Origin of the sequence: Pseudomonas sp. FH1, assembly GCF_000510895.2 — a bacterium.
GTDB lineage: Bacteria > Pseudomonadota > Gammaproteobacteria > Pseudomonadales > Pseudomonadaceae > Aquipseudomonas > Aquipseudomonas azotoformans_A.
The window spans coordinates 46,680-60,926 of record NZ_AOHM01000046.1 but is presented as its reverse complement, the minus strand read 5'-3'; the positions used below and the strand labels follow the sequence as shown (position 1 = coordinate 60,926).

Annotated in this window: 19 protein-coding genes and 1 pseudogene; 3 read left to right on the top strand and 17 right to left on the bottom strand. The window is 58.3% G+C overall.

What is annotated here, in order from left to right:
* Nucleotides 1-24 precede the first annotated feature (24 nt).
* On the bottom strand, nucleotides 25-744 hold the full coding sequence (locus tag H096_RS16185) for a tRNA-uridine aminocarboxypropyltransferase (RefSeq protein ID WP_033899928.1): 720 nt from the start codon (nucleotides 742-744) through the stop codon (nucleotides 25-27).
* A gap of 179 nt (nucleotides 745-923) precedes the next feature.
* Here H096_RS16185 and H096_RS16180 point away from each other — a divergent pair, with 179 nt between their 5' ends.
* Together H096_RS16180 and H096_RS16175 are read left to right on the top strand one after the other, a co-directional pair.
* On the top strand, nucleotides 924-1,358 hold the full coding sequence (locus H096_RS16180; protein WP_016977934.1) for a PA3611 family quorum-sensing-regulated virulence factor: 435 nt from the start codon (nucleotides 924-926) through the stop codon (nucleotides 1,356-1,358).
* A gap of 275 nt (nucleotides 1,359-1,633) precedes the next feature.
* Nucleotides 1,634-2,746 (top strand): TIGR00730 family Rossman fold protein, encoded by a 1,113-nt coding sequence (locus tag H096_RS16175; RefSeq protein WP_033899925.1) that lies wholly within the window; start codon nucleotides 1,634-1,636, stop codon nucleotides 2,744-2,746.
* A 63-nt stretch (nucleotides 2,747-2,809) separates the two neighbouring features.
* Here H096_RS16175 and recX read toward each other — a convergent pair whose 3' ends face one another.
* The 11 genes and pseudogenes from recX to H096_RS16125 all read right to left on the bottom strand — a co-directional run bounded on the left by recX (nucleotide 2,810) and on the right by H096_RS16125 (nucleotide 10,004).
* Nucleotides 2,810-3,277 carry a recombination regulator RecX gene (recX, locus tag H096_RS16170; protein WP_033899922.1) on the bottom strand — a complete coding sequence of 156 codons (468 nt, stop codon included), beginning with the start codon at nucleotides 3,275-3,277 and terminating at the stop codon, nucleotides 2,810-2,812.
* A 2-nt stretch (nucleotides 3,278-3,279) separates the two neighbouring features.
* Nucleotides 3,280-4,338, bottom strand: a complete 1,059-nt coding sequence (recA, locus tag H096_RS16165) for a recombinase RecA (protein ID WP_010170065.1) — start codon at nucleotides 4,336-4,338, stop codon at nucleotides 3,280-3,282.
* 84 nt (nucleotides 4,339-4,422) lie between these two features.
* Complete coding sequence (locus H096_RS16160) at nucleotides 4,423-4,923, bottom strand: nicotinamide-nucleotide amidohydrolase family protein (RefSeq protein WP_033899920.1); 501 nt, start codon at nucleotides 4,921-4,923, stop codon at nucleotides 4,423-4,425.
* Between the two features lie 81 nt (nucleotides 4,924-5,004).
* Entirely contained in the window at nucleotides 5,005-5,466 is a 462-nt protein-coding gene (locus H096_RS16155) for a lysis system i-spanin subunit Rz (protein ID WP_033899918.1), read from the bottom strand.
* Nucleotides 5,454-6,011: a glycoside hydrolase family 19 protein gene (locus H096_RS16150; RefSeq protein ID WP_033900004.1), complete on the bottom strand. Its 558-nt coding sequence runs from the start codon at nucleotides 6,009-6,011 to the stop codon at nucleotides 5,454-5,456. Before H096_RS16150 ends, H096_RS16155 begins: the two co-directional genes overlap by 13 nt.
* Nucleotides 6,012-6,068: 57 nt before the next feature.
* A pseudogene (locus tag H096_RS16145) lies at nucleotides 6,069-6,254 on the bottom strand (MFS transporter); the annotation flags it as partial.
* A gap of 388 nt (nucleotides 6,255-6,642) precedes the next feature.
* Nucleotides 6,643-7,605 (bottom strand): hypothetical protein, encoded by a 963-nt coding sequence (locus H096_RS16140; RefSeq protein ID WP_033899916.1) that lies wholly within the window; start codon nucleotides 7,603-7,605, stop codon nucleotides 6,643-6,645.
* A gap of 11 nt (nucleotides 7,606-7,616) precedes the next feature.
* Nucleotides 7,617-7,802 carry a Com family DNA-binding transcriptional regulator gene (locus H096_RS33295; protein ID WP_082461604.1) on the bottom strand — a complete coding sequence of 62 codons (186 nt, stop codon included), beginning with the start codon at nucleotides 7,800-7,802 and terminating at the stop codon, nucleotides 7,617-7,619.
* A complete protein-coding gene (locus H096_RS16135) occupies nucleotides 7,796-8,308 on the bottom strand; it encodes a hypothetical protein (RefSeq protein ID WP_033899914.1) in 513 nt (170 codons plus the stop codon). The genes H096_RS33295 and H096_RS16135 overlap by 7 nt, the downstream gene beginning before the upstream one ends.
* A 21-nt stretch (nucleotides 8,309-8,329) precedes the next feature.
* A complete protein-coding gene (locus H096_RS16130) occupies nucleotides 8,330-8,674 on the bottom strand; it encodes a phage holin family protein (RefSeq protein WP_016977943.1) in 345 nt (114 codons plus the stop codon).
* 595 nt (nucleotides 8,675-9,269) lie between these two features.
* The gene (locus H096_RS16125; RefSeq protein ID WP_010212723.1) at nucleotides 9,270-10,004 is read right to left on the bottom strand and encodes an XRE family transcriptional regulator; all 735 of its coding nucleotides are present in this window, start codon (nucleotides 10,002-10,004) and stop codon (nucleotides 9,270-9,272) included.
* A 481-nt stretch (nucleotides 10,005-10,485) separates the two neighbouring features.
* Here H096_RS16125 and H096_RS16115 point away from each other — a divergent pair, with 481 nt between their 5' ends.
* Complete coding sequence (locus H096_RS16115; protein WP_033899909.1) at nucleotides 10,486-10,695, top strand: hypothetical protein; 210 nt, start codon at nucleotides 10,486-10,488, stop codon at nucleotides 10,693-10,695.
* A gap of 620 nt (nucleotides 10,696-11,315) precedes the next feature.
* Here the strand turns inward: H096_RS16115 and H096_RS16110 are convergent.
* The 5 genes from H096_RS16110 to H096_RS34550 all read right to left on the bottom strand — a co-directional run bounded on the left by H096_RS16110 (nucleotide 11,316) and on the right by H096_RS34550 (nucleotide 14,161).
* Nucleotides 11,316-11,819, bottom strand: coding sequence for a lysis system i-spanin subunit Rz (locus tag H096_RS16110; RefSeq protein ID WP_033899907.1), 504 nt, complete (start codon nucleotides 11,817-11,819; stop codon nucleotides 11,316-11,318).
* A complete protein-coding gene (locus H096_RS16105; RefSeq protein ID WP_033899904.1) occupies nucleotides 11,816-12,349 on the bottom strand; it encodes a glycoside hydrolase family 19 protein in 534 nt (177 codons plus the stop codon). Before H096_RS16105 ends, H096_RS16110 begins: the two co-directional genes overlap by 4 nt.
* 58 nt (nucleotides 12,350-12,407) lie before the next feature.
* Nucleotides 12,408-12,569, bottom strand: a complete 162-nt coding sequence (locus H096_RS34125) for a hypothetical protein (RefSeq protein WP_162240119.1) — start codon at nucleotides 12,567-12,569, stop codon at nucleotides 12,408-12,410.
* Nucleotides 12,570-12,790: 221 nt separating this feature from the next.
* Nucleotides 12,791-13,984, bottom strand: a complete 1,194-nt coding sequence (locus H096_RS34555) for a hypothetical protein (RefSeq protein ID WP_051422080.1) — start codon at nucleotides 13,982-13,984, stop codon at nucleotides 12,791-12,793.
* 9 nt (nucleotides 13,985-13,993) lie between these two features.
* Complete coding sequence (locus tag H096_RS34550) at nucleotides 13,994-14,161, bottom strand: hypothetical protein (RefSeq protein WP_241495511.1); 168 nt, start codon at nucleotides 14,159-14,161, stop codon at nucleotides 13,994-13,996.
* Nucleotides 14,162-14,247 lie beyond the last annotated feature (86 nt).

Below are 14,247 nucleotides of genomic sequence, written 5' to 3'. Positions count from 1 at the left end.
TGCCATCATGCAAACGTCGTCTGGTTATACCGTCGCAATATAGGGAGCAAGGCGCGCATGAACAGTATCCGTCGGATCCAGCGGCATCTGGAACTTGGCGGCCAGGTAATGGGTGCTGAACACATCCAGGTAGGCGTCCAGGACTTCACTGGCCACCAGGTCATCGGCCAGCTCAAGGCACAGAGCAGCGACTTCGGCGGTGCAGAAGTGGTCGTCGCGCTTGGAACGGCGCAGTTTGTAGCGCGATAGCTGCTCGGGCGCCAGGCTGAGCACCGGCAAATGCTCCAGGTAGGGGCTTTTGCGGAACATTTTGCGTGCTTCGCTCCAAGTGCCGTCCAGCAAGATGAACAGTGGACGCTTGCCCTCCTCTACCTTCACCTCGCTGACGACGCGCTCAGGTGCGACGAATTCGCCGGGGAACACGATATAGGGCTGCCACTGCGGGTCGGCCAGCAGTGTGAGCAGTTCAGGATCGACCTCGGTACGTGACCAGGCGAACGCGGTGGTGTCGTCGATCACATCGGCGATCAGCCAGCCGGTATTGCTCGGTTTCATGGGTTCGACGTCGTGCATCAGTAGGCACATGGCAGACCGTGCTTCGACCTTGGGGCGCCAGGCACACAGGCAGTACTCAGGAATGACCCGGCAGCCGGGGCAGCGTTCGGCACGCGAACCACGGTTGAGGAACGGCCGGACGGCACGGGCCAGACGCTGGGTGCGCAGGCGGGAAACGGCGCGGCTCATCGGATGCGCCGGTGGGACGGGTAGATCGACACGGTGAAAACTCGTGGACGGCTGAAGTGGCGGCAGTTTACCAGCGATACGCCTGGCTGTAGTGGCAAGGGCTCACCTATAATTGCGCGCCACTGAACGCACAGCGCAGTGGCTGGTCTATGCACCAGTAACCGAATCAGGAGAGTTTCATGCTGCGTTCCATGCTGCGCCTTGTCGCCCCATCCGTCGCCCTCGCGCTGGTATTGCCCGTGTGCGCCCAGGCGGCCTCGCTGCTGGAGGCCCAAATGAACCGCAAGCTGCAAAGCGTCGCGGCTGAAAGCAACAAGGACCTGCCCCGGGAAATCGACGAAAAGACCCTGGAAGTGGCCTACACCGTTGAAGGCATGCAACTGATCGATCACCTGAGTGTCTTGCCCGACCGCGCCGAACAGATGCGCGCCAACCCCAAGGCGGTGTACTTCCAGCTCGGTCAGAGCGTGTGCCTGAACAAGGGGTACCGCGAGCTGATGGCCAAGGGCGCGGTGATGCGCTACGAAATCACTGAGAATAAGACCAACCGTCCTGTGGCCTCGGTGAAGTTCGTGGAAGCGGATTGCCCGGCACCGGCAAAAAAGAAAAAGTAACGGCTTGACCTTCGCGCGCTGCCGTCCGGTGGCGCGCACTCCCCCCGCTTCAATGTCTTCCAGGCAGCTAGACTCTGAACTGAGCGACCAATAAGTGGTTGCCAGCCAACGGTTTTCCGGCCCATGATCAAGTCATCCCAACCGTTCATCCACAGCGCTTTTCATGCTGTTCTGTAACATTTTCAGGGCAAAAGAAGGTTGCCCCCTGCGGCGAACAGCGACACAAGCAGTGTCGTCGCCTGCGGCGAAGGTGCCCTGCAAGAAGGAGAAGTTGAATGCCTTACGAACCGAATGACCGCCTGCTCCGACATTTTGAACAACACGGCACCGTCCTCACCCAGCAGGTCGACGCACAACTCCAGCTGATCGCCCCCAACAGCCCGAATATCCCCCTGTATCGCGACATGATCCTCACCGTGATGCGCATGGCCCAGGACGACCGCAACCGCTGGAACGCCAAGATCACCCTGCAAGCCATTCGCGAGCTGGACAATGCCTTTCGCGTGCTCGAACAGTTCAAGGGCCGCCGCAAGGTCACGGTGTTCGGCTCGGCTCGCACACCGATAGAAAGCCCGTTGTATGCACTGGCCCGCGAAGTCGGCGCGGCACTGGCACGTTCGGACCTGATGGTGATCACCGGCGGCGGCGGCGGCATCATGGCCGCCGCCCACGAAGGCGCGGGCCTGGAACACAGCCTGGGGTTCAACATCACCCTGCCGTTTGAACAGCATGCCAACCCGACCATCGATGGCACCGAGAACCTGCTGTCCTTCCACTTCTTCTTTACCCGCAAGCTGTTCTTCGTCAAGGAGGCCGATGCCCTGGTGCTGTGCCCAGGCGGTTTCGGCACCCTGGATGAAGCATTGGAAGTGCTGACCCTGATCCAGACCGGTAAGAGTCCGCTGGTCCCAGTAGTGCTGCTGGATGCGCCGGGTGGCGGATTCTGGCAAGGCGCCCTGGATTTTATCCGCAGCCAATTGGAAGCCAACCGCTACATCCTGCCCACCGACCTCAAGCTGGTACGCCTGGTGTACAGCGCCGAAGAGGCAGTGGAAGAGATCAACCAGTTTTATGCCAACTTCCACTCCACCCGTTGGTTGAAACGCGAGTTTGTGGTGCGCATGAATCACCCGCTCAGTGAACGCGCATTGACCCATTTGCAAGGCGAGTTCGCCAGCCTGCGACTGAGTGGAGAGTTCCAGCAGCTCGCGTATACCGGCGAAGAACATGATGAACCGAGGTTCAGCCATTTAACGCGGCTGGTGTTCAACTTCAACGGGCGCGATCAGGGCCGGCTGCGGGAGTTGGTGGACTACATCAATTTACCGGAGAACTGGGCACAGGCTCAGGGCAAGGCGCAGCAGCGAGTGGCGCCGGAGCCGGCGTGATTTTTTGAGGCAAAAAAAAAGACCCACTATTTTCATAGTGGGTCTTTTTGTTTGTTCAGAAGATCAATCATCCATGTCACGACCGCTCAACAAGCGGCTGATCATTTCCATCGAAAACCCGCGATAGCTGAGGAATCGTCCCTGCTTCGCCCGTTCCTTGGCATCAATCGGCAGATGGCCAGAGAACTTGCGCCGCCAGGTGTCTTCCAACTGCGCCTGCCAACTGATCCCGCACTCACGCAGGGCAAGGTCGATATCAGCGCGTTGCAGGCCACGCTGGCTCAGCTCTTCACGAATACGCGCCGGGCCATAGCCCGAGCGAGCGCGATAGGAAACAAAACTTTCGAGGTATCGGGCTTCGGAAAGCAGCCCCTCTTCCGTCAAGCGGTCGAGGGCGCTTTCGATCATCTCGGGCTCTGCGCCGCGCTGACGCAGTTTACGCGTCAGCTCGACTCGACCATGCTCGCGGCGAGCGAGCAGGTCCATCGCAGTGCGCCGAACGGCGACGAGTGTATCCAGTACAACTGTCATCGTTAGATGTCAGTGTCTACTTCTTCCACTTCTTCAACCGGCTCGCGGTTGGCGGCAGCTTTCACGTCTGGAGCGGCGGTCAGCAGCTTGTCGCGAATCTGCTTTTCAAGCGTGGCGGCGATGTCCGGGTTATCTGCCAGGAACTTGGCCGAGTTGGCCTTGCCTTGACCGATCTTGCTGCCGTTGTAGGCATACCAGGCACCGGATTTCTCGACGAAACCGTGCAGCACGCCCAGGTCGATCATCTCGCCGTTCAGGTAGATACCCTTGCCGTAGAGAATCTGGAACTCGGCCTGACGGAAAGGCGGGGCCACCTTGTTCTTCACGACTTTAACGCGGGTTTCGCTACCGACAACCTCGTCACCTTCTTTCACCGCGCCGGTACGGCGGATGTCCAGACGGACCGAAGCGTAGAACTTCAGCGCGTTACCACCGGTGGTGGTTTCCGGGCTGCCGAACATCACGCCGATCTTCATACGGATCTGGTTGATGAAGATCACCAGGCAGTTGGCGTTCTTGATGTTACCGGTGATTTTACGCAGCGCCTGGGACATCAGACGGGCTTGCAGGCCCACGTGCATGTCACCCATTTCGCCTTCGATTTCAGCCTTGGGCACCAGGGCGGCCACTGAGTCGACCACGATCACGTCGATGGCGTTGGAGCGCACCAGCATGTCGGTGATTTCCAGGGCTTGCTCACCGGTGTCCGGCTGGGAAACCAGCAGGTCGTCAACGTTGACGCCCAGTTTGCCGGCGTATTCAGGGTCCAGGGCGTGCTCGGCGTCGACGAACGCACAGGTGGCGCCCATTTTCTGCGCCTGGGCAATTACCGACAACGTCAGGGTAGTTTTACCGGAAGATTCAGGACCGTAGATTTCAACGATACGGCCTTTTGGCAGGCCGCCAATGCCGAGCGCGATGTCCAGACCCAGAGAGCCCGTGGAAATAGCCGGGATCGCCTGACGGTCATGATCGCCCATACGCATTACGGCACCCTTGCCGAATTGACGTTCGATCTGACCCAGGGCCGCAGCCAAGGCTTTCTTCTTGTTGTCGTCCATTAAAGTCCTCACGTAATCAATAAGGCCGGGGCGGCCAACACCTGTATAAGTAGACAGTATTGTTCCACAAAGATCGGAGATCGCCTACCCCTGATTTTCTATTTCTGCTGCAGCTCGTCGCAACAAGCCCTCTAGCGCGGCCTTTACCGTTTGTCGGCGGACCTCGTCGCGGTTGCCGGTGAAGTGCTCAAGCTCGGCCGTGACCTCCTCGCCGACGCCGAAAGCCAGCCATACCGTGCCCACTGGTTTGTCCGGCGAACCGCCATCCGGTCCCGCCACACCGCTGACCGCAACGGCAAAACGCGCCAGGCTTTTTTCCTGTGCACCGCGCACCATCGCCTCCACCACTTCCTGGCTGACGGCACCGACTTTTGGAAACAACGTTTCCGGCACATTCAACTGGCGGGTCTTCTGGCGGTTGGAATAGGTGACATACCCCGCCTCGAACCAGGCCGAGCTTCCCGGAATCCGCGTGATGGCTTCCGCGATTCCGCCGCCGGTGCAGGACTCGGCAGTGGTGACGTGGGCATTGAGCACCTGCAAACGGCGCCCCAGTTCAGCAGCCAGTTGAGTGATTTCCTTCACGGTCGTCTCCAGTCGTGGGCGGGGGTTCGCCTACCCTACAGGAGCCAATCGCACGCGCAAGTGACGGACTGTCTCAAGACACTAACGGGCGACGGCTCGCACATACGCCTGGCAGGCACGCAAGGCAATCAGGGCGCTGTCGCCGTCGTCGGTGATGCGGATAATTCGCTGAGCATGCGCTGGGTCAAGTCGGGCTCGCGGGGCTGCATGAACCACGCTGCCGGCGGCGGTGGCGGCTGGCATTGGGCAGCCACTGGAGGCGTCGAGAAGGACTGACAGCCGCACATCAGCAGTGGCAATGCTGTCACGCAAAGCTGCTTGAGTACGTTGGGCATCGCTCAACTCCCGGGCATGTTGTTGGTCGATGGCACTGAGCTGTTGCTCAAGGGCCAGCCGTCTGTCTTGCTCGGCCTGCTGTAGATGCAGGGCTTTCTGGGTCTGTGCGGCCGACAAGCGTTCAATCTGTGCCCCGTACCGCCACGCCTGCACCTGCCAGACAACGACCACCAGCACGCATACGCCAATCGCAACTAAGAAACGCATAACACCGCCTTCGCCCGCGCCCACAACTGCAAACGGTCCTCCAGGCCATTGAGCCCGCCGTTGATACGCCGCGTGATGGTGGTGAACTGGTCCTTGTCGGCGAGTTCATTCAAGCCATTGCTTTGCCAGAACCAGGCGGCGGATTCACAGGCCCATTGTGGTTGCTCCAGTAATTCGGGTTGTTGCAGCAAGCGATCATCGCCGAACAGCGCTTGGCTGCATGCCAGGTAGTTGCGGCGACCGGTGATCTGGATCAGCCCCCTGCCCCGGTACTTTTGGCCGTCGCCGTCCGCTTCAGGCGTATTGCCCAGGCGCGCGGCCAACGTACCGGTGTCGTACTTGCTCAAATAAGTATCGCTGCCGAGTTCGCGCACGTAGTGCAGTTCGCCGGATTCGTGGCCGATCTGCGCGAGAAAAGCGGCGGCGCGCAGCACGCTGTTGATTTCGTACCGAACAAAAGACGCATTCAACGCGGTTGAAAAAACTCCCGCCATACGGCTAGCGCCTGGAATGATTTGAATCAATTGAGGCTGCGTTATCACCACCACGGTCACCTTGAAAGCCCCCTAGGTAGACAAACCAACGTCCGTGTTAGAACTGCGATAGGCACTGACCATTCCAGCCAGGTGCAACGAACTCGCGCCCCCAGTGATTAAGAAGATCACCCAGGTACGCCAATTCGCCAGGTCGTCCTTGTGCCACCAACTGGCGATCACCGCCCCAACGAGGCCCGCAATCAACAATTCGAACCTGTCGATCTTGTCGAGCAGGCGCTGTAAATACTCCATGCGCTCGACTCCGTGGGGCATGACTTGAATTGGAACGGCCCCAGCAGCACTCCCAGCTCGGAGCAATGGGTGTGGTGGAGCCGAAAACGAAAAGGCCCCGATCATGTCGAGGCCCTGAATAGGTGCGCGGTCTTTCCCGCAGTCAGCCAAAGACCAGCCCAGCGTCGACGCCCCAATGCATCGATCTCGCCAATTCAGTCTCGCGCCACTCTGGAAGTCAGGTGTGAACAGAGCGCACGGGCTGCCGGTTTTTTTCCGTAGCGCTGCACTACCGGCTTATCAGCGTCCAGGCATCCCCCGAAGGGCCACCCTGGCTGTGGCGAGCCTGAATCAGAAATGAAAAAGCCCAGCGCGACGGCTGGGCTCTATTACGCAGGGAGGTAGAAGATCATGGAGTCCAGTAAGCAATCTTGCCGCCTGCACCAACAGCTGTAAAATTGCCGTTGCCGTAGGCGACGCTCCGGATATCGGTTCCTGCGAAAGTGTTGGCTTGCTGAACCCAACCGATCCCATCCTCGGAAACGGCTGTCTTGCCGCCGTCGCCGACAGCTACATACTTGCCATTACCGTAAGCAATGTCGCGGATGATGGTTCCACCGAAACTGGTATCTTCAACAGCAGTCCAGCTAAGCCCATCGGATGAATATGCCATCTTGCCATCCGCACCAACGATAAACATTTTCCCGTTGCAAAGCTTCATGGAAAGGATAGTGCTAGTGCCAAAGGTGCTGGTTCTGGGCGTGAATGTTTGCGGATTTTCCGTCGCCATCTTCACTGCGCTAAGCAGCTTCCCATTCGATCCCGCAACCAACACAAAACTGCCAATGACGTTGACGCAGTACACAGTCTCGCTAGAAGTGAAGGTCGTAGTGCGCTCCACCAGGCCTGACCAATCGCTATAACGGGAAAAGACTTTACCGTTAGACCCAACCAGTATCCAGGTGTAGCTGTTACCGGAAATTGGTTGATAAAACACAATGCCTTGCAAGTCTCCGGACGCGCGAACAGTTGCCGTAAGGTCTGTCCAAACCCTTTCAGGGCGTGCTGCGTCGCCGAAGATCAGATTGCCGGATTGAGAAAGGGCTTGAAGCGATACCCCAATACCGTTCCAGTACAGCTCGTTGAGGACCTTTCCGCTATCAGAGGTGACGGCGCCCTTAAGCTTGGTCCACGCTGTACCAGTTACGCCTCCGCTGACGACCTGAGTGGTTGTGTTAAGACCGTTACCACCAACCGCATAAAACTTGCCTTGCGCAAAAACCACGCGCCTAAGCATGCCGGTGTTATCCACCGGTTGTACTTGAGTCCAAAGATCTTGCAAGGTTTGAGACGCCGAGTTTGCGTTTTCCATTTTAAACTCCGTTACTGAGCTGATTTAAGTTCAGGCCTCTGGATTGGGCGTATGGCGCTCATGGGCGATTGCTCAAGGCTCGCGGCCTTCACATGATTCAGCGTCCCACATCGGGAACATTTGATCTGGAGCTCTGAAAACCCACCCGTGCGGGCGAGAAGTCGGTTGCAGTTACCGCATCTGAATTCTTTCAACATCTGCAAATTCCTTTTACTGAACCACCTTTTCCGTGTGATTGATTAGGAAGCGGCGTTACATTCGCCGCCCTCTCACACCCACCTACATACAGGTCCGTAGACGGCGGCATGCCTGCGGGATCTTTGAGCAGAGACAGTCCGAGGTAAAAGTTCTGGGTGAAGGATACAATCCAAGTGTCATAGTCCGTTTCCGCGCTGGTGAGCACGGAAGGTGCCGCGACAATCGCGGTGGGCAGGTCACATTGATCGGGCGGCAGGCCCCAGCGGTTATCCAGGGCCAAATCCATCAGTCGGCTGGCCAGGTCGCAGGCGTCAAAGGGCGCCGAGCCACTGACGACCGTAGCCCTGAGTGAAACCGACAAGGCATGCGCCTTGCGCCCGGCAAGGGAGCGAACGCCCGGGCCATTGCGCTCCACGCTGATCACGACCCGTAGTTGTGGGAACGCGCGCTTCAGCGCGTCTCCAATCGCCACAGGCAGTTGGGAAGGTTTTTCGAGAAGTGTCATCTGCTTGCATCCTTGCAGCGGTTACTGCTGATCCGGGCGAGAGGTTGGGGTCTCGTTGACCCCGATGCGCTTGGCCGCCCAGCGTTCATAAAGGCCGATGGCCACGTCCGCACCGGCCATGGCCGTCAGGCAGCCAATGGCGCCAGCGGTCCAGATCGACATGCCGGCGGCGTAGCACAGCATCAATGCCGAGACTCCGCAGACCATGCATGCCCCGGACCGCAGCGCCAGGCGCCGGATCAGTGACCAACCACGGGCGCCCTCCTTGTCGGCGCGCCACATTTCGCCGGATACACCGCCAATCAGCGCCAGTACGATCACCAGCCAGATAGGCATTTCCGCTAACGCTTGCTGCTCGTTTGTCATGTCACGCCTCCTGGCTGAGCACTACCGGCACGGGGCCGGCTCTTGGGTAAATCCATGGGTAGGTAGGCATTCCAAAAAGCCCGGTTGCCCGGGCTTTTCAGTAATACGGTCCTCAGTCGATCTTTCGGCGCTACTGGCGCGGTACGGATCTTTCCTCGATGTTTTTCCGACCACGATCCCTGTCTGCCGGATAACTGCTTCTGGTGCTTTACGCTGCACACCCGGGTCAGTTGCCAACCCTCTGAACCGTTAAGGCCGGTTCATCGCTGCCTGCTTGTTAAGCGGTGAAACTAAAGAGCGTCGGCATCCTTGCCGGTGTTGCTGGCGTCCTTGCCATCGCTCGGATGGCGTCCTTGCCGGTGTTGCGTGCCTTCCTTGTATTGACTGGCAGCATCCTTGCCGCCTCCACCAGGCCTGGCTGGCTGGCTTGAGATGGAGAATATGCATGTATGCATATACAGTCAATGCACAAATGCATTTATTTTCAGATAGCAAATGCATGAATGCATTCTCAACCTTATGGACAGCGGGTTTGGTGATTTTTCACAGGCGAAAAAAACCCGCTCGTTGGCGGGCTTTGTCTTACAGAAGGAGGTTAACGAGCGTACATACCCCACCAGAACACATGACCCAAGATGCTGATCTGCTCATCCTGGATATCCTGGAAGCTGTAGTCTTCATCCGGGTGTTCATCGCGATTGAAACTGCGTAGGCGAATCCCGGAAGGCAGGCGGTAGAGCTGTTTCACCCGCAATTGGCCGTTGTGGTTGATGGCATACAAGTCGCCATCGACGATGTCGCCAATGCCACTCTTGCCCGCATTCACCCCGACTGTCGCGCCATCGCGCAGCACCGGCAACATGCTGTTGCCGCGTACCGTCACGCACTTGGCCTGGTCGAACTGCACACCGTTATGTCGCAGGCTGCGCTTGCCGAACCGCAGACTGGCCTTCTCGCTTTCCTCAATGACGAATCTTCCTGATCCAGCAGCCAATTCAACCTCGCGCAGAAAGGGGATCGACACCTCGTCGTCATTGACGGGCGTGTCATCGTCCCACAGGCTTATGTCCTTGAGTTCCGAATGCATCGGGTCGCGCCCGTCCTCCCGCGAAACGCCCACCGCTGCGCGCCCGCGCAGTTGATCGGTGCTCACACGGAAGTACTCGGCGATGCGGGAAATGTGCTTGTCCGACGGATCAACGATCTTGCCGCTGAGGATCCGAGACAGCGTGGATTGAGGCACGCCGGTACGCCGGTGAAGCTCCGTGGGGGAGATCCGGTCGCGGTCCAGCAGTTCGCGTAAGACGATAGAAACGTTGCGTTTTTGCATAACGGGGATAGTGACGGGAGATTTTGGGGTTGGCAAATGCTAATTTGCATTATTTATGCAAACTCGATGCATTTCCTGGGCTATTTCAAGTGGGGTGATGTGGACTGCGAACGGCAGACCTCGCGTGTTAACCTTGCGCCCATCGCAAAATCGCAGGGCGGAATGCCCCACCTTTGCCCCACTCCTTTCAACGAATTTGCCTACGACCCAATGAGTAAAACCACTTCAGACCTGTCCTCCCACACCCCAATGATGCAGCAGTATGGGCTGGAGCAGTGCGTAGGCCGCCAGCAGCTTGGCTTACAGCGATCCGCTGTCTAAAACTCTACCGTCATTTGGCCAGGGTTTTGGCCAATGAATGCGCAGTAGGTCAAGGTAGTATTAGACATCAAATTGCTCCCTCTTCCGGCGTCCTGCCGATCGAACACAGCTCCCAGAGAACTCTTAGTGCTACGCTGCTCACTCCAAGTGAGTACCAGCCATGCCTAATTCAGATTTACTACCTACCCTTTTTTCCAAGCTCAACGAAAACCAAGTCGCCCTAGGAGCCGCCATCATGGAACTCGTGCAATGGGTCGAGCGACACGGCGGCGTCGAAGCAACAGCAAACGTCCGTGGCGCACTAGAAATACTTGATTACAATGACGAATTCATCAAGCTAACTCTTGCTGTCCTGATGACTCCTGAGTGATAGGCAGACAGTTCAGCTGAAGAGCCACATAACGCCAATCACCGCAATTACCCAGCAGAGAGTCAACAAGAACGATAGCCCCGCCAGTCTTTTATCCACAAGGTCCTTCCCGTTTGGATGGATGTTGATGGCTCTCACTGTAGGCCGACCAACTCAGCGTAGCCGACTCTGTGCGCCATCATAAGCCCGGGATCCTCAGAGCGCGATCAGACCTTGATCGCCCCGCCGACCGATTACAATCTCCTATAGTCGTAGTGAAATATCCGAAAGTCGCTGGTAATCTCCCAGCCACGTTCGTCAGCCATTAAGGGATGGAGGCGAAAATAGAAGCTCTGGAGCCGCGCACTCCGGGGCTTTGCTTTCCAGCAATTCATTCGTGCAATTGGCTTTCATCAAATCATTTGCTACCGTGCGCTCACGCTCACCGACATTGAGGGATGGTGGTGGGAATAGAAGCTCCGATGGTGTGGCGAATCCGGGGCTTTGCTCTTCTACTTGGCCGCTATGTAAATGATAAGCGCAATGGCGACCATCCAGGCGATGACCAGCAGCACTCCCAGCCCTACAAAATCCTGACCCATAGCCTTTCCTTGTGCGCGATTCAATCCATTCGGTCTAGCTTAACGCAACACAGCCCTGACGTACGCCTGGCACGCCCGTAGCGCGATCAGTCCTTGGTCGCCGGCATCGGTGATGCCGATAATTCGTTGAGCATGCGCTGGGTCAAGTTGGGCTCGCGCGGCTCCATGAACCACGCCGACGGCGCCGGGGGCGGAAGGCACGTTGCAGCCACTGGCTGGATCCTCGGCAAGGAGGACTGACAGGCGCACATCAGCAGTGGCAAGGCGATCGCGCAGAAGAGCCTGGCTGCGTTGGGCATCGGATAATTCCTTGGTGTGTTGATGGTCTTGGGCGGCGAGCTTCTGCTCTGTGGCCAAGCGCTTGTCCTGCTCGGCGCGAGCCCCAGCCGCCGCGGCATTGCCGATTGAGGTCAGGTCGGCCTCAAACTGGGCGCCCTGCTGTGCCAGTACCTTTCCGAGGCGCCATTCCTGCACCTGCCAGGTGCCGGCGGCGCTGATCACCATCGCCAGCAGTATCGCAACCAGGATCTGCCCGGGCGTCATGCCAGCACCTTCAGCGCCTTGTCGTACAGCCCCAGGCGATCGGTCTGGCCGGTGAGCCCTCCATTGATTCGCCTGGTGATCTTCGCGAACTCCACCTGATCAGCGAGCGTGTTCAGTCCTCTGGTGGACCAGAACCAAGCCGCCGACATCGCCGCGTGCTGGGGCAGCTCCAGCAGCTCCGGCTTGTCGATCAAGTTCAGGCCCAGCGCTTCCCCGCACGCCGCATAGTTCGCGCGCCCGGTGATCTGGATCAGCCCACGGCCGCGATACTTGGAGCCGTCGCCCTTGACGGTGTTGCCCAGCTCGGCACGGCCTTCGTACGTGAGCTGCTGAGCCGTTGGCCCCCAGATCTCACGCACATAGCGTAACTGGCCGGACTCATGACCGACTTGGGCGATGAACGCAGCAGCGCGGGCCGTGCCAACGATCCCGTAGCGGTTCATGGCCGTATTCAGGGCGGGAACAAAAACGCCGGCATTGCGGCCGGCGTTCGGGAGGATCTGCAGCAACTGCTGCTCGGTGATCGGCATGACTTTCTCCAGGCAAAAAAATACCCGCTAATGGCGGGTGGCGGTGTTCGGGTAGCGATCAGCTCGGCGCGACTGGGCGCTTGCTGCTGTCGGGGAAGTCCGGATTGTCAGCAGTCCACTTGCGCAGGGCCAGCCAGTACTTCTGCCACTGCTGGGCAGTGCCTGGTATATCTTCCTCGCCGTACTCGATCGCGGTCACGTTCTGCTGTGCCTTCGGCATTTCTGATTCGCGCCATTCAACTTCGCGATAGCTTGCTTGGGACGGGCTTTCAGACCATCCAGGGAATAGCCACGTCTGATCTGCGTACTCGGGCGAATCTTCCGCAGGTAGCAGAATCAGGGCCGATACATCGTAAGGCGCTGCAGCCTCATCGTCAGGGGCGGCCTCACTGTCATAGTTACCAACGAAGCTGCCATTAGGGCGAACATATATAACGTTACTCATCCTAGAACCCTCAGACGCAAATCGGCCATAGCTGGAGTTACCGCGAATGTCGCGCCTGCCGCGTCGTAGCAATACAAGCCCGCTGCGCCGATTTGAATCTGGGCAGAGGTAGGCGTTAGTTTGCGTAGATCGCAACCGTAATAAGTTGAATTCACATAGTAAGCGCCGCAGCTAATAACCATGATCTGCCCCACCGCCATTCCTGCTACTGCTTGCTTAAATACCAACTCCATCGTCACAGCTTTAGGTTGACCAGAGGTATGCGTAAAGTTGACCTGACCGCCGTTTGTCCATCCCTGCCCAGCAGTCACGGTCTCTTTTGTGATTATCGATCCCTTCGCATCAAGGGCCGCCTTCAGGTCCGTCTGGTCTGCCAGCAACCCCGTAATCCCGCCCCATGCTGCACCTGTTGGCAGCGGCACCCATGTCCCTGCCCCGCTCAACACCTTCAGCCGATCGGCCACCGAGGGCGCAGGCACAAGGCCTTTAACCCCGACCGCGCTAGCAGTTGCTCCAACCATCGCCACGATGCCCTGGCGCAGGCGGTCGAATCCGTCAGCAGTGAGTGCGCGCAGCGATGTGATGTCGTTGTTATCGCCACTCGCAGCCTTGCCTTCCGTGACCTCTTCAGCTCGGTCTGCCGAATCTTTCGCTGCTGCAGCTGATACGGCGGCGGCCTGCTCCGATTGGATGATGGAATCCCTGGCCGTTTCTGATCGGTCGGCTGCCGCGCCAGATGCCTGCGCAGAGCCCTGGCTTTGCTGGGCCGCCAGTTGCGCAGCTTCCTTGATGCCGGTTGAAGCTTCAGCCGCAGCAGTTGCAATGCCTGCTTGCTCGGTGGCCACCGCTTTGGATTGTCCAGCAGATTCAGCGGCCTCTGTGGCGGCTGCAACCTGCTCTTGCATATCGGTGACGCCGCTGGCAATCACCTGAGTTGCTGCACGCAGCGCATCAGCAGACTCTTTCACGTATCCCTGCAATGGGGCGAGAGCGTATGCAGAAGGATCCCCGTAAGGTGGAGCGATCGAAAGCGCCGTGTCGCTGGCGATGTTGGTTACTTCATACCAGCCACCATCGGGACCGCGAAATCCATCCCCCACGCGCGAGTTCGCAATGAAAGCAGTGCCAGTGCCGATTACAGCATTGCTGCCAGGCGTAACCGCGACAGTACCCGTCTTGTACCAGGTCATGTGATACCCCTAAGAAATTGGTTTGGCCCAGACAACAGGCGTATATAAGGTGGTTTGAATATCCACCCCCACCACCTGCATAACTAATCTATTGTTTTCGTATTCCCATACGGCGTATTGGTTGCCCTGCCGTGAGGTGCTACCGGCAACGTCCATCGCGATATTATTGATTAGCATGTATTCGCCTGTATTAAGAGGTGTATAGGCTGTCCAGCTAAGTCGCAGCGTCCCCTGACCGGTCTGAGAGGCGCCAAGGTAGCCCC